Here is a 17,893-nt window from a genome sequence, read left to right as displayed (position 1 = left end):
GACTGGTCGTTGTGCCGCTCACTCCGTTGGCTGAACCAACTCTTATGCGGGCGGCAATTGCCCACGGAACAGCAGGTAGGCAATCGCTTTGACGATGTACTCGATCGGATCGACAAGATCGATGATCATTTGAACTCCTTATCAGACCGGCTCGAATTTCGAAACGAGCCATTTGCCGCCTTCGCGGTCGAGGACAATACGAATGGTCGTACTGGTTGTGCTCGGGCGTGGAGCGTCTGCCACGGTCGTGGACTGATTGACGAACAAGAGGACGGATGCGCTGTTCTCACTGAACTCCGAGATAGCCTGGCCGACAACGCTTGCCGATGTCGTGATGTGCTTCTCCTTCGCGGCGGGCGCAACGACATCGCGCGTGAAGGACTTGTAGTAGTCCGCGAATTGCCCAGTGAGAAGACTGTTCGCCCTCGCGAGGTCCGAATCGACCGTGTCCGACTTGTAGGACAAGATCGAAACGGTTGCTTGTGCGGCAGCGTCCACCGCGACCTTCTGCTCACTTGGCGCGAGTGCGCGGTCGTCAGGGCGAAGCACGAGAAAGGCGTAGCCCCAGGTACAGACCGCGATGGCTGCGGCGAGGCCCAAAGCAGCCAGAACGAGTACTGTCTTGCGCTGGAAACGGCTATTCGATTCGGTACGGTCCTCGACCGGAACGGATGCCGGTGTCGACTCCGGCGTCGATAGACTCTCGGGAACGACCGGGTCGTCGCACGATGACGCTTTGGTCAGGTCAATCGTCTCGGCGCTCATGCGACGAACTCCACATTCGACATCTTGTATCGACCTCCGTCATCGGACATTGTCACTCGCAACCGCCATGTCCGTGATTCATTCTGCGCTCCAGCAGCATTCGAAACTTTTGATGTTGCGTACACAAGGACTTCCGCTGAATCGCCATCACGGGATTCGATACCCTGCGCGATGACGTCGCCCGTCGTCACCACCTTTGCCTCCTGGACTACGGAGATAAACGACCGTGCTCGCGACTCGAAGTCCTTATGGAACGCACCTGTCGATTGTTCGAGAACTTTCGCGATGTCGTCGGGGGCGGAGGTATCACGTATGGAAACCATCGCGAGAACGCCCGATCTGGCTGCATCGAGTATCTCGGCATCCGTGCTGCGTTGATGTTCGGCGATCTGATGGTCCCGCAGGGCCACGACAGAGAGGACGGCGAATACTACCGCGAACGTGGCGAGCAGCGCACCGATGACGACGAACTTGCCCGGCCTGACGTGCATCAAACTGCGTAGCCGAGACTCGCTTTTCGCTTCCGGTGACTGTTCAGTTGTCGATTCTTGCTGGGAGAGTTCAGTGCTCATTTCGTACCGTTTTCGTCGAATGGATTCTCGACTGACGTGCAGTCAAGTCGGTCAGTTGCCTCCCTCAATCAATGGCGGGTTATTTCCGAGTGGAACGTAGCCATTTGGATCCCGGCAGTCCTGGACCGTCGGTGCGCGCCGTCCCGGATTCTCCATGCATGGGAGATTTCTCGCTCCACGCACGACGCTGGGGTCGTCCTGGGGAACAGCACAATAATTACGTGGTCCAGGCAGCGGGATCGGTTCGGTCTCGATGGGCGAGCGCCGTTCCGCAGGCGGAGCAAATCCGGTGATGCAGTGCGGTGGCGCACCGACGCCGAGGTTGAAGTCCAGGTTGCCCATGGTCGGCGTAGCAGAGCCTCTAGTGATGCTCTGGAGAGCTGCCACCAGTGCGGGGTAGACGACGAGAATCTGTTCGATACTCGCGTTGTAGATGTGGGCGACGTCTGCCACCGAGTTGAGGTTTGCCAGCGCGACAGGCAGTGTCGACGAAATATCGCCGAACAGCGCCGCGAGTTCGTTCCCCGCCGGTGCGCCGTTGTCGACGAAGCTTCTTACCTGAGAGTCGTGATCGGTGACCGAGCGCGTGATCGAGTCGAGGTAGCCCGACCATGCACGGATCGATCCTCCTGTCACGATCTGAGTGTCCAGCAGGTCTTCTGACTGATCGATGAGCGATCGCGTCACTGCGATGTTGGCCTGCCCCTCGTTGATGAACGCGTTGAGGCCGTCCAGGATTTGTTGCATGTCGCCGCCTGCATTGCGGAATGCGGTGCCACTTTCATCGATCAGCGTCTTCAGATCGGGGCGTGGAACGGCGGACAGCGCAGTATCGAGGGAAGTCACAAGTTCCGTTGTCGAAGTTGGTAGTCGACCACCAACGATCACATCGCCACTGGCAAGGAACGGCCCCGAATCGGTCTGCGGCAACAGCTCGATGTACATCTCACCAATCGCCGAGCGACTATGAACCTCCACCTGCAGGTTTGTCCTTGGAATATCGACACTGCTGTCCAGGTCCATGGACACGATGACTTGGTTGTCCTGGACACGGATGTCGTCGACCACACCCACTTCGACACCGCGGTACTCGACGTTCGATTTCTTGTACAGACCGCCACCTGCCGGCAGGACGAGATCGACTGAAGTTCGCCCTATGCCCACCAACGATGGAAGCCGCAAGTACTGCATGAGGATCCAGCTCACCGCGACAACGGTGATCAACGCGAACGCAATCAGCTGCCGCTTCACGAACCTGGAAAGAAGCATTTAGTTTCCGCCTTCCGAAGGACCTGTGCCACCTTGATTCAGTGGCGTGATCAGCGGATTTCCTTGGATCGGCGGGAGCGGTGGCAACTGGCCGATAATGCCGCCAAGCGAGGCCAGCTGTCCCGCCGCCGGCGTTCCTGTAAGCAGTCCGCGATCAACTCGAGCAGTGGTCAGGTCGAGGTTGAGGAACAGGTTCGCGAAGTCGCCCTGCACTGCGTTGCGATACGAGTTCATCGGGAACGGGACGGTTGCGAGCAGCGAGAGCGATGACGTCAAAGCCGGGCCTGCATCTGCCAGTCCCCGCAGAGTCGGCTCGAGCGCCTGCACATTCGCATCTATATCCGCACGACTTGCCGCAATCACACGGTTGGCCGAATCAGCGAAGTATCCGATAGCCATGATCGCGTTGGTCAGATCATCTCGTTGCGCGTCGAGTGTGCCGAGCGCCGGATCGAGGGTTTGCACAGCCTTGTCCAAGATCACGCGGTCGTTGGCGACGATCGTTGAAAAGCGGTCGAGCCCCTCGAGGGCACGAACAATATCGTCACGCTGGTCGTTGAGTCTGCTCGTGAAGTCACGCACGTTATCCAGGAGGCTACGCACGATGTCCTCTCGGCCGGCCAGTGCCAGACCGACCTCACGGTTGATCTCTTCGAGTTTTCCAACTCCCCCACCGGTGAGCAGGAAGGACAGGGTCGACAGGGTTTGCTCGGTCGTTGGGTAAACCGCGGCCTGTTCCAACGTGATTCGGTCTCCGTCGCCCAATTGACCAGTCGTAGAGTCTGTCTCACCAGCAATTAGCTCGACGTGCGGCGAGCCGAGCAGACTGGTGGCGCCGATCTTCGCGGTGGTGTTCGCCGGAAGAACAACCTCCTTGCCGAGCGTCACCTTGACCAGTGCGTGGTCGCCTTCGACATTGATCTCGCGAACAGTCCCAACGTTCACGTCACCGACCCGAACACGTGCGTTCTTCGTCAGCGTCGACACGTCCGGCATCTCGATGACAAGCGACCATGCGCCTTCCTCGGATCCCTCCGTTCCGGGTAGCGGCAATTGGTTGAGCCCGGTCCAGCCGCAGGCCGAGAGCTGAACTGCTGCAACGGCTCCGACAGCGGCACTGACGATTCGATAGGTCATGGATTTCATCGTGGTCCACCTGGGATCGGGATCTGTGGCAGCATCAGGCCGGGAAGGCCGGGAACGAGTGGTGGCGGGGCGGCCTGGACCCGCAATTGCGAATCAGCCCCGGTCGAGACCGGCCCCTGCTCCAGCCCTGGTTCGCTGTAAACGATTTGTTCGGGCGTCGCGCCAATCGAGTTGCCGATCACAGCGCCGATCGGAATGTAGTTGAAGGCGAGCGTCTTCAACAGCGGCCCCAAATATTGAATGCACAGATCGGCCGCCTCCTTTGCGCCCATCTCACCGGCTCCGGCAATCGCCGAGCATATGAATTGCACAGGATTGGCGAAGTTCGCCAGCGCCGGAGCGCCGGTGAGCGAGTTCTGGGCGGGCTGGTAGATGTTGTAGAAATCGACGAGCGAGTTGGGGCCGACATGGAGCACCTGTTCCAGGTCGCCTCTGCTGTCGACGAGCTGTTGTGTTGCGGCCCCGAGCTTGTCCACCGTGTGGGTCATCGCTGTCCGATTATCGACGACGAACTGCCGGATATCGGTCACCGCGAGGTCGAGGTCAGAGACTGCATCACCGACAGACGTTTCCGCATCCGCGAAAACCTCTGTCACTGATGCAAGGTGATTTTCGAACTGCACGATTTGCTCGTGGCTCTGGGAGAGCGCGTCGACTAGGATGGACAAGTTTCGTACTGCGGCGAACAGATCCGTTCGCCCGTCAGAAAGCGTCGTCGTCGCTCGTGCCAGATTCTGAAGCGTCTCGTTAAAAGTCAGACCGTTGCCGCGCGCATTGTCCGCGGCATTCTCCACGAATTCGGCAAGAGTGCCGGCATCACCTCGGCCGTCTGGATCGGCCTGTGGGCCTAAGGTCTTGGTGATCCGCGTCAGTTGTTCCTTGATCTTGTCCCACTCGACCGGTACCGCGGTGCGGTCTTCAGGGATGGTGCCGCCGTCAGGAAGCGTCGGGCCACCGGTATAGGCGGGAGTGAGTTGGATGAATCTGGCGGTCACGAGCGTTGGGGATACGATGACCGCCTGCACACCTTCCGGAATCTCCCATCTCCGGTCGATCGTCATATGAACCGCTACGCGAGTGCCCTGGGGTTCGATCTTGTCGACCGACCCGATCTTGACGCCGAGAACGCGTACTTCGTCATTCGGATACAGACCGACGGCGGCCGGGAAGTAGGCGATGACAGACCGGCTGGTCAATTTCGGGAGGATGAAGTAGCTCAGGAGCGCGAGCACCGCAAGAATCCCGGTGACCACCGCGACCGTTGTCTTCTTCTTTCCGCTCTTCATCGTGGGCCTTCCGTAGGTACCGAAGGAACGCGTCCGTCGCCGAGCGCGGCATCGATGAACGGTTGAATGAACTGTCCGGGAACGAGGTTGCCAACATAGGCGTCGAAGAACGGACCACTGCCAACAGACTCGCCGAGCGTCGTCGCGTACTGGGCGAGCCCTGGCAGCGCGCCCTCGATCGAGGTCTTGTTTCTCTCCAGCAATTCGAGGACACGGTTGAGCCTGTTCAGTGTCGGCCGCAACTGTTCGCGGTTGTCGGCAACAAGGCCGCTGATTTGCTGTGCGACTGCCGAGACGTCGGCAGCTAGCCGGGCCATGGAATCTCGGCGAGCATTCAACTCCTTCAGCACACGGTTTCCGTCCACGAGCAGCAGGTTGATCTGGCGGCTGCGTTCAGCGAGCACGCCGCTCACTTTGTTGCCGTCAGCGAACAACTGCTTGATCAATGCGTCTCGCGAGCCAAGCGAATCCGAAAGGCGCGCAACGCCGTCCAACGCCTCCTTCAACCCGGGCGAGGTATCGTCGAAAACATCAGAGGTTTCGTGCAGCGCGTCTGACAACTGGTCGGTGTCGATGTCTTCGATGTTCCCGCTGAGCTTGCCCAACTCGGTTGGTAGGTCATAGGGCGATCGTGTGCGCTCAATCGGAATGGGGTTCTCATCGTCGAACGTTCCGCTGTCGTTGCTGGGCAGCAGCACAACTGCCTTCTGTCCGAGCACCGTCCGGCTTCGCGTCTGCGCGCCGGGAAATTCACCCAGTGGCAAGTTGTTCTTGATCGACATCGTGATCTCGACCTGGGCACCGAGCAAGGCCACGTCTCGCACGGTTCCGACGTTGACTCCTGAGAGTTCCACCGCATCGCCCGACTTCAAACCGCCTGCGTCTGCGAAGATCGCGCGAATCTCTCGGTCGGAGTTGAGCAGTGGCAAGCTGTCATAATTCGAGATCGCCGCCACTGCCGCCATCACCAAGGCAGCACCGACGATCCCCGTGCGGGTGGTGTTTCGATTATCGAATCTTCTCATTTCGGCGTCACACACCTGCCCTGCTCTTGTTGAACGAGTTTCGTAATGATCGGCGCTCCACCTGGGCCGTCGATCTTGACGGTCACCGTGCACAGATAAAAGTTGAAGAAGCTGCCGTAGGCTCCGAGTCGGCTCAATCGCGCATAGGTGTCGGGCAGTCGAGTCAACACCGATTCGATCTGAGCACTCCCATCGTCCAGAAGCGTTGCGGTGCGGTTCAATTCGGCGATATCACCCTGAATCGCAGGACGATCTGCGATCAGGAGGTCGGAGACGGATGCTGCCGCGCTGTCTATGTGCACGAGCGCATCACTTATCGGCACGCTTCGCTCGGCGAGTGTGGACACCAGCCGTTGCAGGTGGTCGATCACTCGCGAGAATGCATCGCTGTTGTCACCGACGGTGCGCAGCACCGAACCCAGGTTCGTAATGACTGCTCCGATCAGTTGGTCACGATCGGCCAGTTTGCTCGTCAACACCGCGACTTCCTGCAGGACCCCGGCGATTGTGCCTCCCTGTCCCTGTACGACCCGGATGAGCTCGGATGTCAATCGGTCGACCTGCTCGGGTTCCAGCGACCGAGTCAGCGGGGCGAGCCCACCCACGAGCGCATCGATATCGAGCGCGGGTTTGGTCTGGTCGAAGGAGAACGTGCCATCCGCAGGCATCGGATCGTCGATCCGGTTGCCGTTCTTGATCTCGAGGTATCGGTCCCCGAGCAAGTTGGCATAGCGGACCTGCAGCTGCGCGTCGCTGGTAACGCGAATGTTGTCCGCAACATCGAAGTCGATGTGAACCGTACGTCCATCGAGCTCGACCTCACCAACCCGACCGACATCGACGCCGGCCAACCTCACGATGTCGCCGTCCTGAAGGCCGGAGACGTCGGTGAACTCGGCCTGATAACCAGTTCTGCTATCGAGCCGCAGTTGACCGAGCACCAGGGCCAGCACTGTCAGGAGCATGACCATCACCAGGGCGAAGGCCCCGAACTTGAAGGCGTTTTTCACCGCTGGCCTCCCGGGACGCCGTAGAGCATGAAGTCGAGGACATTGAGTTGGGCAGGCCGATCCGTCGGGGCATACGGGTTGACTCCGGTATCGGTGACCAGGTAGTTCGCGGACCTGCCGTTCGAGTTGTCAACGACGGGAAGGTTGCCGCAGTACGGTCCGCCGCCCGCGCTGATCTTCGGCAGATCCTGGGGGTAGCGGTACGGCATCTCGCCGGCTAGAACCGTTGCGCTGAGATTGAGACCGGGGACCGTGCCGCCGATGACAGGCTCGAGGGAAGCGCGGGCGATGTCGGCGCCCTGGAAAAAGCAAGGAAACCCTGACGAGTACTTCTCCAGCAGACGAGTTGTCGGTACCAACCGTGTCATCAGGTCCTGGATCGACTCGCCGTTGCTGTCGAGGACCTTCCCGGCTGAATTTCCGAAGCTACTTGCAGCGAGGAAGAATTGGTCAAGCCCGTCGGCCTTCTCAACAACCGTCGAGCCGGTGGTCGTCAGCGCGTCGAGTGTCCGGACGATGTCCGGGGCAGCATCGGCGTAGATGTCGGTCACTTCGGCGGTTGCCCTGAGATCACGTTGGAGGTTGTCGAGGCTGGGTCGCAGGTCGTTCAGATAGGTGTTCGCGGCCTCGAGTGTGTGACCGACTTGTTCCCCGCGCCCCCTGAACGCATCCGATATCGCTGTCAGCGTTGCGTTCAGATTCTCAGGTGAGACTGCTCGAAGCACATCGGTCAGGCGCTCGAACAACGTGTTCAATTCCGGCGCGATAGTACGGTTGTCGATGGTGGCACCGCTCGACAGCGACTCCGGCGATGAGTTCGCAGGCAACTGCAGTGCAACGAATTTCGCGCCGAAGACGGTTGTCGAGTCGATCGCCGCCCCGACATTGGCCGGGATGCGCTTGGCGTGATCTGGGAAGATATCCAACTCGACTCGGGCGTACCCGTCGGCTTCGGTGACCTTGCCGACCCGTCCCACTTGAACGTCGAGCAGTTTCACGCGCCCGCCGGGGTCGAGATTGAGACCCGTACGGGAGGTTAGAAGAGTGACCCGAACGCTGTCGACGAAAGCGCCGGTGAACTGACCGGCGACGAACACAGCGACCAGGACCAAGAACCCGATCAACGTCATCCCCGCGGTAGTGTAGTGAGGTTTGCGCGGCCCTCTCCGCCTTTGCGTGCTCATCCGGCGAAGTTGAAGTTGCCGGATACGCCGTAGACGGCGAGGGAGACGGCCAGCGTGACGAACACTACTGCGGCGAGAGACGCGCGCACCGCCCGCCCGACGGCTTCGCCGACGCCTGCAGGTCCGCCGCTTGCGGTATATCCGAAGTAGGTGTGAATAAGCATGACGACAAGCGCCATCAAGATGGCCTGCAGAAAGGACCACAGCAGGTCGGTCGGCACAAGGAACGTGGTGAAGTAGTGGTCGTATACACCCGCAGATTGCCCGTAGATCACCACTGTCGCAGTACGACTGGCCAAGAATGACGCGATGACAGCGACGCCGTAGATCGGGACGATCGCGATCATTCCAGCGAGGATGCGGGAAGAAGCCAGGTACGGAATCGATCTCACACCTATGACTTCCAATGCATCGATCTCCTCTGAGATCCGCATCGCGCCGAGTTGAGCAGTCGCCCCCGCCCCGATTGTCGCCGCAAGGCCGACACCGGCGATCACTGGAGCGGCGATGCGAACATTGACGTAGGCCGCGAAGAACCCCGTCAACGCCTCCACGCCAAGATCGCCGAGGGTGGCGAAGCCTTGCAACGCCACGACAGCACCGGCAGACAAGGTGAGGAACCCGCAGATCACTACCGTACCGCCGATTACCGCAAGAGCGCCGGAGCCCAGCGCTACGTCAGCGACCAGGCGTAGCATCTCCCGCCGATAGTGCCGAAGCGCGATAGGGATCTCGAAGATCGCGTTGCGGTAGAAGATCGCCTGCTGCCCGACTTCGTCGATCACCCGTTTGGCGCCCTTCGCCCGACGGACAGTCGCGCGGGCAGGACGCATCGTGAAACCGGGCGTCACTGTCTCTGTTGTCATCACTTTCCTGCTGTCATTTTGATTCCGATGGCTGTCAGAACGACGTTGACGAGGAACAACGCCATGAACGCGTAGACCACAGTTTCGTTGACAGCCTGCCCCACACTCTTCGGGCCGCCTTTGACGGTCAGCCCGCGATAGCACGCGACCAAGGCAGCGATGAGCCCGAAAGCGCCGGCCTTGATTTCCGAGATCACCAGCTCCGGAAGGCCCGTCAGCAATGGAATGCTGTCCACGAACGCGCCTGGCGTCACGTTCTGGAAGTAGACCGAGAAGAAGAAGCTGCCCGCTATGCCGATCACACACACGAGCGCGTTCAGAAGCAACGCAACCAACGTCGATGCCAAAACACGCGGAGCCACCAGCCGCACGACTGGGTCGATGCCCAGCACTTCCATGGCATCGATCTCTTCGCGAATCGTCCGAGAACCAAGATCGGCGCAGATGGCCGTCGCTCCGGCACCCGCGACGACAAGCACGGTAACAATCGGCCCGACCTGGGTGACCGCACCGAGCGTTGCCCCGGCGCCGGCAACGTCGGTCGCGCCGAACTCTGCCGCCAGAATATTGAAGGTGAAGCTGATCAGCGCGGTGAACGGCAGCGCAACGAGGAGCGTCGGCACGAGCGACACCCGAACAATGAACCAACACTGGTCGATGAATTCCCGGCCCTGAAACGGCCACGTCGCCAGCGCCCGAAATGTGTCGGCCGAGAGGCTGAAGAACTCGCCGAGATAACGCATCGGCCCTGTGAATGTACGGCGCATTCTCGCTCTCCGTCGGTCTGGGTTCGATTCGATGATCATGGCGCCGAACACGCACAAGCTTTGGGCTGGTCTGGTGGGTCTCGCGCCCCTCAGCCGTACGCATCTGTGAGCCACAGCACGTGAGCGGCCAGAATTGACCTGCGTCACATACCGTCGGGGGCATAAGTTAGCTTATGTTTTGGCTGAGGTCAACCGTTCGACATCACTCGACGCTCCGTCCGCGGGCGGGGAACCATACGCCGCGGTCCGCAGACATGCCAGAATCGAGCATGACGATCTTCCGCCGGGCGAGTAGGCGTGGCTCCCGACGAAGAGGGGCGCCTCGGTGCCCTAGATTCTAATCTAATTTCAACAAGAGGGTACCGCGGACCTCCCCCCGGAGCTACGATCTCTCGCTATGCAGCCTTGGATCGCCCGTGGACTAGCACTAGCCCTGCTGATGGTCGTGATTCGTTCCTTGCTCAGCGTCGCCCTGGAAGCGTGGGCTGCGCAGTCGACCGCGCTGCGCCTGTCGGCGCTGGTTGCCTTCGCGCTGGCGGCAGCTGCCTACGGCGCGCGCGACGGTTACCGCGACCCTCTCGCCAATCCCGATCCCGCCCATGGCGAGGATCTGACCATCCGGTGGCTGTCAGCCGGGTTGACCGCTGGCGTTGTAGCCGGGTGTACCGCCTCGCTACTGCGCGCGATGACGCCGGTCGACCTCGGCAACAACTCTTGGTTGTTCGAGATCACGTCCGGTGCCGCATGGACGATGTTGCTCATCTTCGCTTCCTCCACGGTCGGCGTTGCAATCGCCAGGGTGAACGCGACCCGGACTTCACAACAAGCACCACTCGCACAGCCCACATCTACCGTCTAAGCGACTTTCCGCCCGATCGAATCCGCGCCGCGATGTTCTGTTCGAGAGCAACCACAGTTCGAGATTGTCGCCCTGAACTCGGATCCCGCCGGCTTGCCTGCGAACGGAGTAGCGTGCCGCGTGATGAGCTGGCCAGCCGCAGAACATCACCCGTCCGACTGGCCGGACCGAGTCCGCAACCAGCTGCGGCCCACTCCTGTTCATTGCCTCGCGGCGGGAAGAGTCGCAGAGCCCCTCGGGAGCGGGCCCTTGTGCCACCTTATGGCCAGCGAGTCGGGCGCCAGCGAGACTTGGCGTGGGGATCAACACCGTCTCCGCAAGTATCCACCTCGTGCCCGTGGTGTCGGATTCAAATCTATGTTAAAATAGAGTCCAAGCCTGCGCTAGGCGGACCTCGAATTCCTATACCAGCGGCGATCCGTCAACCGAAACGGCTCGACCCCCAACTTTGGACTGATTCGGCTTAGTAGGAAATAGGCCGCCTTCCGAAAGGGCTAGATGCAATGACCGCGACGCCACACCACCGCACACAGAGCCCGGACGTCGATCGGCTTCGGCTCGATTTCCAGACGCTCCGCGTGTCACTGTGGTCCTGCGTCGCATACTGCACGCTCGGCCTTGTCGGATTCGCAGGCTTCGCCGTATTTTGGCCCCCTCCCGCGGAATATCTAAATGCCCCGGAGATCACTGAGTACTTCACACAAAACCAAACGCGCATCACCTTGGGCATGATTTTGATGGCCGCTGGTGCGCCATTCTATTATGTGTGGAGTGTCGTTCTCTCGAAGATAACCACGCGGATCGAAGGGCCGATGGGGCCTCTCTCGCGAACATCGAGCGCCTGGGCGGCCTTCTGACCGCTCTGGTCACAGTGGTCCCCGCCATAATCTGGTTGACAATCGCCTTCCGGTTGGAGGCGCGCTCCCCGGAGTCCGTTCAGCTTTTCTACGACTTCGGCTGGATCTTCTTCGACCTCGCCTTTGCATGTTCGGTTCTGCAGAGCGTGGCGATGGGTGTAGCGATCTTGCGGGATGTCCGACCAGTCCCGCTGTTCCCCAAATGGACGGCTTGGATCTGCTTCGTCACCGCGGCCACCTACGTTCCACTCGTGCTCGTTCCACTCGTCACCGACGGACCGTTCGCCTGGCACGGCCTGATCAGTTTCTGGGCCGTTTTTGTGATGTTTTTCGTGATGATCGCAGTACTCACACCATATGCATGGACAGCGCTCGGCCGAATCTGCGGAGCTCGATCGCGTATTCCCATATCTTTGAAACCGCGAACAACAGTCCGCCAAGCAAGCCTGCGAGGATCCAATGCCGAGCGCGCCGTGGCGAATGGGCTAGCGTGGCACGTACGACACACCATGAGCTGGTCAGCAGGAGGAGTGTGTTGATGCCGCCTCGGTTTGGATCTAAGCTCTCCCGACCGTGTTCGAAGAGAATCGGATCGTCGGCGCGAGCAGAGAGGAACGATGCGAACAGCAGCGTGAACAGCGCAAGATCAGCGCCGATGAACACCCAGAAGCCCTCCAGGCCGGGAAGTCTCCGTGAAAACCTTCCCGGCGCTGAAGCTGATTGGACGACGTTCACTCCGCTGCTTCTGCCAGCATCTCGTCCTCGGACAGTAGCTGCTGCGCAGGATTGGTCGGCACATCTTCGGTCGCCGGGCTCGCGCCCATCGCCATTCACGACGTGGCAGAGGTCTGCGTGAAGATGCTGGTCGACCCCGCACCGCACATCTCGAAGTCCTACGCGCTCACCGGTCCGGAACTGAAAGACATGTGCGGGTTCGCCGAGGACTACGCAGCCGCCCTGGGACGATGCTTCCCCAACCTCAACCACGAAACGGACAAGAGATCACGTTCCGCACTCTCAGGCTGAGGACTCCGGTGTGGCCGTACCGCCCGCCGGCGATCAGCCTGGTCAGGATCCTCATGTGCGCCGCCACGTGCCGGGCCACAGCCGGGTCGCCCAGGGACTCCTGCAGGAAGGTCTCGTCTATGACGGCCTCGTTCCAGGCCTCCACTTCCTCAGGGATGTAGGTGACCTGGCGCGCTGGTCGCGGACGCGAGGCCGACTTCGACTCGGGCAGCGCGGCCACGACGTCGTTCGCCTGGTCCTCGGCCTGTTCGACGACCGTGCCCACCGCGTCGGTAGTGCCGCTTCCGGGCCCGGTGATGTCCACCCGGGTCGGCCGACGCGGGAGGCGCCGTCGGAGACCTGACAACGTCGTCACCGACCAACTGGAAACCCTGCTCGGGCGCCCACCGCGGACCATGCGGTGGGCGCTACAGAACAATGCGCGCCTGCGCGAACTGGCGGTTGCCCCGAGCCACTGAGCGCTCCGGAGCAGAACATGACGGGCGATGATCTCCGGCCCGGCCGGGGCGCCGGCCTCCTCGGCTTCGGCGAGCGCGGTAGACGGAGACGACCGAGGGTCGACGACAGCCGGTACGCGCACTCGACCGTGGTCTTCCCCGACCCGTCCGACACCGGCCTGGCCCTGCTCACCATCGACGAGCAGGCGGTGTTCCGGAACATGGTGATCCGGGAGTTCGCGGTCTGATCCGACGGGGGTGGCCGGTGGGATGGCCGCGACGGACGAGGTCGTCGGCGGCGGCCGCCGGGGCTCTCGTCGAGGAACAAGCGCGAGGGCCGCACCGGGCGCGCTCGGTGGCGCGTCGGCCGAGCTTCGGGGCCACGAGATGGGTCGGGTCCCGAGTGAGGTGCGGCTGGTGGGGCGTGATAGGGGGGCTTCGGCTCGGCGTGACAAAATGGAGGGCCATTCGTCCATCCATTGATGCTGCGAGGTTCTCCGTGAGCAAGCACGTGGCCCGCGAGCCGCTGCGCCGTAATTCGCGGTCCAACCGGGCGCGCATCCTGGCCACGGCCCGTGAGGAGCTAGGGCGCAACCCCGATGTCACGCTGGAGGAGCTGGCGCGGGCCGCCGGGGTCGTCCGGCGCACCCTCTTCGGGCACTTCCCGGGGCGGGCGGCGCTGCTGGAGGCGCTCGCCGAGGAAGCTGCCGAGACGTTGCGGAACACGGTGGAGGCCGGGCCGGAGACGGGGGAGTCGGCCGAGCGGGCGTTGGCGCGGTTCGTACTCCGGATGTGGCCCGTGGGCGACCGCTACCGCATGCTGCTGGCGCTCACCCGGCGGGACCTCGGCTCCGAGCGCGTCACCGAGGTGCTCGCGCCGGCCCGGGAGGCCGCCACCGGGATCCTGGAGCGCGGGCAGCGGGACGGCGTCTTCCACTCCCATCTGCCGCCGGCCGTGCAGAGCACAGGCCTGATGGCGTTGATCGTAGCTCTGGTGGAGTCCGTCAACACCGGCGCGCTGGAGGACGACGGGCACCGGATCACCACGGCCACCCTCATCGCGGCCGGCGTGCCGGAAGATCGGGCGAGCGCGGTGGTCGAGGACGTTGCGTCGGCGATGGCTACGGCTCTTCCGGCCCACGGCACCTGATTTCTCTCCGGCCGACCCGTTCGGTGAGGTGTCCCGGGTGTCGTCGCGGCGGAAGGTGACCGACTTGCCGGAGAAGTGGGCGGTGAGGCCCTGCTCCGTGGTGGTGACCGAGCGCAGTCGGAGGCCGTCGGGGATGTTCCGCGGCGCGATCGGCTCGGCGAAGACGGGCCGAGCAACTTCTCACCGGCCTCGGGCAGGGCGACGCGGCCCGCGGTCTTGGAATCCTTCGAGGTGACGCGGTTGCCGGAGGCCGCCGAGACGGTCGTCGTCGCGGTGACCTCGAAGCCGAGGGTGGTCAGGACGCGAGCGCGGATCCGGGGGCTTCGAGGGACAGGGAGTCGGGAGCGGACATTTGTGTGAGTGCGAGTGGTGTACGGGCACGGGGTTCAGACCGGACTCCGGGGCAACCCGGACTTCCGTACCTGATCGACCTTCGCGGCGGCGGTGTCCGGGGCGACTCCGGCGGCGATGAGGGCGGCGGTGGCGGCGCCGGTGCCGTCGTCGGACCACAGGCCGCAGTCTGCGCAGTCGAGCAGGGCCAGCAGTTGGGCCTCGATGGCTCGGCCCAGCGGGTAGGGCGGGACGGTGGTCTGGAAGACGCCCTGTCGGCGGCCGTGGGCGAAGACCGTCGTGGCCATGTCGCGGGCGGGGGTCAGTAGTTCGTCGACGCGTGCGCGTGCGAGGTCCTGGCCGCGGGCCAGCCGGATGAGGGCGCGGTAGTGGTCGCCGACGGGCCACACCATGAGGACGAATCGCGCCAGGTCCGCGACGGCGTCGGGGGTCGGGGCCGGGGCACCCGCGACGGCACGCCGGATCGCCTCCGCGGCCTCGGCGGCCAAGCCCTCGACGAGCTCGGCCCGGCAGGCGAAGTGGACGTACACAGTGCGCCGGGCCACACCGGCGGCACCGGCGATGTCCTCCAGGCGGCTGTCGGGGTCGCGAGTCAGTTCCCGCCGAGCCGCGTCGAGGATCCGGGCACGGGTGGCCCGCGCGTCCCGACGCTGCGCTGAAGTCGAAGTCGGCGAGGGGGACGAAGTCGAAGTCGGAGCAGGAGGGGGCGGCGTCTCGTGGGGGCGGGCCGGAGACCGTCTCGGCCTCGTTCTCGGTGTTTGTGCTGGTCGGCTGATCACGTCGGTACCTCGAGGGCGGGTGGGAGAAGGGAGTCATCGCGATAGTTGCACAGCAAGGGGCAATAAACTAGTCTGCACATCGATGGGCAATTAAGCGATTCCGCTCGTCTTCCCCGTCCCTCTCAGGAGCTACTGATGCCCTTCCTTGCGAACACCCCCGTGGAGAAAATGACCGGGCCTTACGCGCGGCGCTGGTGGGCACTGCTCGTGCTGTGCCTGAGCCTGCTGATCACGGTGATGGCGAACACGTCACTGATCGTCGCCGCCCCCGACATGACCACCGACCTGGGCCTGAGCAGCAGTGATCTGCAGTGGGTCGTCGACAGCTACACCGTTCCGTACGCGGCGCTGATGCTGGTGCTGGGCTCGATCGGCGACAAGTACAGCCGGCGCGGCGCGCTGGTGCTGGGTCTGCTGATCTTCGCCGGCGGTTCGGTGATGGGGAGCATGGTCGACGAGACCTCGCTGGTCATCGTGGCCCGCGCGATCATGGGTGTCGGTGCCGCGGTCGTGATGCCGGCCACGCTGTCCCTGGTGGTCGCGACCTTCCCCCGGAGCGAGCGGACCAAGGCCATCACCGCCTGGGCCGCGACCTCCGGGCTGGCGGTAGCCGTCGGCCCGCTGGTCTCCGGCTGGCTGCTCGAGGACCACGCCTGGGGCTCGACCTTCCTGATCAACGTGCCGATCGCCGTCCTCGCCGTGTTCGGCGCGCTCGCCCTGGTACCGCCGTCCAAGGCGGAGGGCATGGGCCGGATCGACTACCTCGGTGGTCTGCTGTCGATCGTCTCCGTCGGCTCTTTGATCTACGCCGCCATCGAGGGCCCGCGGTTCGGCTGGGGCGCCGGCCCCGGCACCGCCGCCGTGGTCGCCGGTGTCGGTCTGGTCGCCTTCGCCGCCTGGGAGCTGCGGCACCCGCATCCGATGCTGGACGTCCGAAAGTTCGCGCTGCGGCCCTTCAGCGGCTCGATGCTCGCGGTGCTGTTCTTCTTCTTCGGTATGTTCGCCGTGCTCTACTACGCGACGCAGTTCCTGCAGTTCGTCCTCGGCTACGGCGCCCTGGACACGGGCCTACGGCTGCTGCCGCTGGGCGGTGCGGTGTTCCTCGGGTCCGCGGCGACCGGGACGCTCACCCCGAAGCTGGGGGTGAGGGTGATGGTCGTGACCGGCCTGGCCGTCGGCACGGCGGGCATGTTCCTGCTCACCCAGATCGACAAGGGGTCGACGTACGGGGACTTCCTGGCGCCGCTGATGATGCTGGGCCTCGCGCTCGGACTGGCCATCTCCCCGGCGACCGACACGATCATGGGCTCCTTCCCCGAGTCCGAGCTGGGCGTCGGCGGCGGTGTCAACGACACCGCGCTGGAGCTGGGCGGGGCGCTGGGCATCGCGGTGCTGGGCTCGCTGCTGGGCACGGCCTACCGGGATGAGCTGACCGACCTGGTGGGCAACCGGCTCCCGGCGGAGGCGATGGAGATCGCCAAGGACTCGGTCGGTGGTGGCTTGGCCGTCGCGGAGCGAGTCGCGCAGGATCCCTCCGCCGGGCCCCAGCGTGCCCAGGCCGCCGTGGACGCCGTCCACCAGGCCTTCGCCCACGGCGTCGCCCAGACCAGCCTCATCGGCGGGATCGTCATGGCCACCGGAACACTGATCGTCCTCGCGATCCTGCCGGGCCGGCGCGGGTTCGCGAGGAAGAGCGCCGAGCCGAGGGCCGGGACGGCGGCGAGCGAGGCGGCGACTGTGCCGGAACACGCCGGGTCCACCCGCTAGAACGCCGGCGGGGCATCCACTGGATCGCCGGGGACGCGTCCGCCGGATCACCCGCCGGGAGCCCGGCGGCGCGAGATGCGCAGGGCGTGGTCCACGGTCCACGGTCCACGGCCAGCGGGTCTCCTCTCGGAACACCTCACCGTCCTCGGCCTCCGGGCCGCCCCGGAGCTCTCCTCCAGGGCGGCCCGGAGGCCGGGGGCCGTGAGGTGACAGCGGCGGTCGCCGCAGACGCCGCCCTGCGACTACAGGCGACCGCCGCTACGCCGCACTCCGCTATGCCGCAACCGCGCTGCTCGCCACCCACGCGGCGGCGTCGTGCCACCGCCCTGCGGCCCTGCTCGCGCCCCGCCCCTGAGCCTCGCGCCTTCCTCGACTACGACGTCGAGATAAGGCGGGTCATCTACTCCACCAATGCCATCGAGCCCCTCAACGCCCACTATCGCAGGGCGGTGCGAGCGCGCGGGCATTTCCCGACCGAGCAGGCGGGGTGGATTCAACTGGCCAACGCAACACCGGGCGGATTGCTGTCTGGTTCTGAGAGTAGCTGCTCGAGTGCTTCGGCAGGGCTACGCCAGCCGAGACGTTTGCGGGGCCGGTTGTTGAGTTCGGCGGCGACGAACTCGAGGTAGTCGGGGTGGTAGCCGGAAAGGTCAGTGAACTTCGGAAAATACTGCCGGAGCAGTGGAGTGGTCCCATGAAGTTGGACACCGTAAGTAAGCGTCCATCTTCAGGAGGCAGGCCGATGTACTCGGGAAGCATGTTGAGTCAGGCCGATGC

The 17,893-nt window shown here is 63.5% G+C and carries 17 protein-coding genes and 2 pseudogenes; 5 read left to right on the top strand and 14 right to left on the bottom strand.

The window, feature by feature from the left end:
• Window positions 1-141 precede the first annotated feature (141 nt).
• The 10 genes from ACZ6DL_RS34290 to ACZ6DL_RS34245 are packed head-to-tail and all read right to left on the bottom strand — an operon-like array spanning window position 142 to window position 9,890.
• Entirely contained in the window at window positions 142-765 is a 624-nt protein-coding gene (locus ACZ6DL_RS34290) for a twin-arginine translocation pathway signal (protein ID WP_466057445.1), read from the bottom strand.
• Entirely contained in the window at window positions 762-1,337 is a 576-nt protein-coding gene (locus ACZ6DL_RS34285) for a hypothetical protein (protein WP_466057444.1), read from the bottom strand. The genes ACZ6DL_RS34290 and ACZ6DL_RS34285 overlap by 4 nt, the downstream gene beginning before the upstream one ends.
• A 51-nt stretch (window positions 1,338-1,388) precedes the next feature.
• On the bottom strand, window positions 1,389-2,588 hold the full coding sequence (locus ACZ6DL_RS34280) for an MCE family protein (protein ID WP_466057442.1): 1,200 nt from the start codon (window positions 2,586-2,588) through the stop codon (window positions 1,389-1,391).
• Window positions 2,589-2,606: 18 nt separating this feature from the next.
• The gene (locus ACZ6DL_RS34275; RefSeq protein ID WP_466057440.1) at window positions 2,607-3,743 is read right to left on the bottom strand and encodes an MCE family protein; all 1,137 of its coding nucleotides are present in this window, start codon (window positions 3,741-3,743) and stop codon (window positions 2,607-2,609) included.
• A 5-nt stretch (window positions 3,744-3,748) separates the two neighbouring features.
• Window positions 3,749-5,038, bottom strand: coding sequence for an MCE family protein (locus ACZ6DL_RS34270; RefSeq protein WP_466057438.1), 1,290 nt, complete (start codon window positions 5,036-5,038; stop codon window positions 3,749-3,751).
• On the bottom strand, window positions 5,035-6,063 hold the full coding sequence (locus ACZ6DL_RS34265) for an MCE family protein (protein WP_466057437.1): 1,029 nt from the start codon (window positions 6,061-6,063) through the stop codon (window positions 5,035-5,037). The genes ACZ6DL_RS34270 and ACZ6DL_RS34265 overlap by 4 nt, the downstream gene beginning before the upstream one ends.
• A complete protein-coding gene (locus ACZ6DL_RS34260) occupies window positions 6,060-7,073 on the bottom strand; it encodes an MCE family protein (protein WP_466057435.1) in 1,014 nt (337 codons plus the stop codon). Before ACZ6DL_RS34260 ends, ACZ6DL_RS34265 begins: the two co-directional genes overlap by 4 nt.
• Window positions 7,070-8,257 carry an MCE family protein gene (locus tag ACZ6DL_RS34255; RefSeq protein ID WP_466057433.1) on the bottom strand — a complete coding sequence of 396 codons (1,188 nt, stop codon included), beginning with the start codon at window positions 8,255-8,257 and terminating at the stop codon, window positions 7,070-7,072. Before ACZ6DL_RS34255 ends, ACZ6DL_RS34260 begins: the two co-directional genes overlap by 4 nt.
• On the bottom strand, window positions 8,254-9,090 hold the full coding sequence (locus tag ACZ6DL_RS34250) for an ABC transporter permease (RefSeq protein ID WP_466057560.1): 837 nt from the start codon (window positions 9,088-9,090) through the stop codon (window positions 8,254-8,256). Before ACZ6DL_RS34250 ends, ACZ6DL_RS34255 begins: the two co-directional genes overlap by 4 nt.
• A gap of 32 nt (window positions 9,091-9,122) precedes the next feature.
• A complete protein-coding gene (locus ACZ6DL_RS34245; RefSeq protein WP_466057431.1) occupies window positions 9,123-9,890 on the bottom strand; it encodes an MlaE family ABC transporter permease in 768 nt (255 codons plus the stop codon).
• A 397-nt stretch (window positions 9,891-10,287) separates the two neighbouring features.
• On the opposite strand from ACZ6DL_RS34245, the gene ACZ6DL_RS34240 reads away from it, so the two are divergent.
• Window positions 10,288-10,749, top strand: coding sequence for a B-4DMT family transporter (locus ACZ6DL_RS34240; RefSeq protein WP_466057429.1), 462 nt, complete (start codon window positions 10,288-10,290; stop codon window positions 10,747-10,749).
• Window positions 10,750-11,954: 1,205 nt separating this feature from the next.
• Here the strand turns inward: ACZ6DL_RS34240 and ACZ6DL_RS34235 are convergent.
• Together ACZ6DL_RS34235 and ACZ6DL_RS34230 are read right to left on the bottom strand one after the other, a co-directional pair.
• Entirely contained in the window at window positions 11,955-12,341 is a 387-nt protein-coding gene (locus ACZ6DL_RS34235; RefSeq protein WP_466057428.1) for a hypothetical protein, read from the bottom strand.
• A gap of 244 nt (window positions 12,342-12,585) precedes the next feature.
• Window positions 12,586-12,897: a hypothetical protein gene (locus tag ACZ6DL_RS34230; protein WP_466057427.1), complete on the bottom strand. Its 312-nt coding sequence runs from the start codon at window positions 12,895-12,897 to the stop codon at window positions 12,586-12,588.
• A 210-nt stretch (window positions 12,898-13,107) separates the two neighbouring features.
• Here ACZ6DL_RS34230 and ACZ6DL_RS34225 point away from each other — a divergent pair, with 210 nt between their 5' ends.
• Both ACZ6DL_RS34225 and ACZ6DL_RS34220 read left to right on the top strand, forming a co-directional pair.
• On the top strand, window positions 13,108-13,317 hold the full coding sequence (locus tag ACZ6DL_RS34225) for a hypothetical protein (RefSeq protein WP_466057426.1): 210 nt from the start codon (window positions 13,108-13,110) through the stop codon (window positions 13,315-13,317).
• Window positions 13,318-13,568: 251 nt separating this feature from the next.
• On the top strand, window positions 13,569-14,219 hold the full coding sequence (locus ACZ6DL_RS34220; protein ID WP_466057424.1) for a TetR/AcrR family transcriptional regulator: 651 nt from the start codon (window positions 13,569-13,571) through the stop codon (window positions 14,217-14,219).
• 386 nt (window positions 14,220-14,605) lie between these two features.
• Here the strand turns inward: ACZ6DL_RS34220 and ACZ6DL_RS34215 are convergent, their stop codons facing one another.
• Complete coding sequence (locus ACZ6DL_RS34215; RefSeq protein WP_466057422.1) at window positions 14,606-15,349, bottom strand: TetR/AcrR family transcriptional regulator; 744 nt, start codon at window positions 15,347-15,349, stop codon at window positions 14,606-14,608.
• A 135-nt stretch (window positions 15,350-15,484) separates the two neighbouring features.
• Between ACZ6DL_RS34215 and ACZ6DL_RS34210 the strand changes: the two genes are divergently transcribed.
• Together ACZ6DL_RS34210 and ACZ6DL_RS34205 are read left to right on the top strand one after the other, a co-directional pair.
• Complete coding sequence (locus tag ACZ6DL_RS34210) at window positions 15,485-17,116, top strand: MFS transporter (protein ID WP_466057421.1); 1,632 nt, start codon at window positions 15,485-15,487, stop codon at window positions 17,114-17,116.
• Between the two features lie 365 nt (window positions 17,117-17,481).
• Window positions 17,482-17,601: pseudogene (locus ACZ6DL_RS34205) on the top strand (transposase); the annotation flags it as partial.
• Window positions 17,602-17,609: 8 nt separating this feature from the next.
• Here the strand turns inward: ACZ6DL_RS34205 and ACZ6DL_RS34200 are convergent.
• A pseudogene (locus tag ACZ6DL_RS34200) lies at window positions 17,610-17,807 on the bottom strand (IS30 family transposase); the annotation flags it as partial.
• Window positions 17,808-17,893 lie beyond the last annotated feature (86 nt).

The sequence above is a fragment of the Nocardia sp. NPDC041819 genome (assembly GCF_055590505.1).
This window is presented reverse-complemented; position numbering and strand designations above follow the sequence as displayed.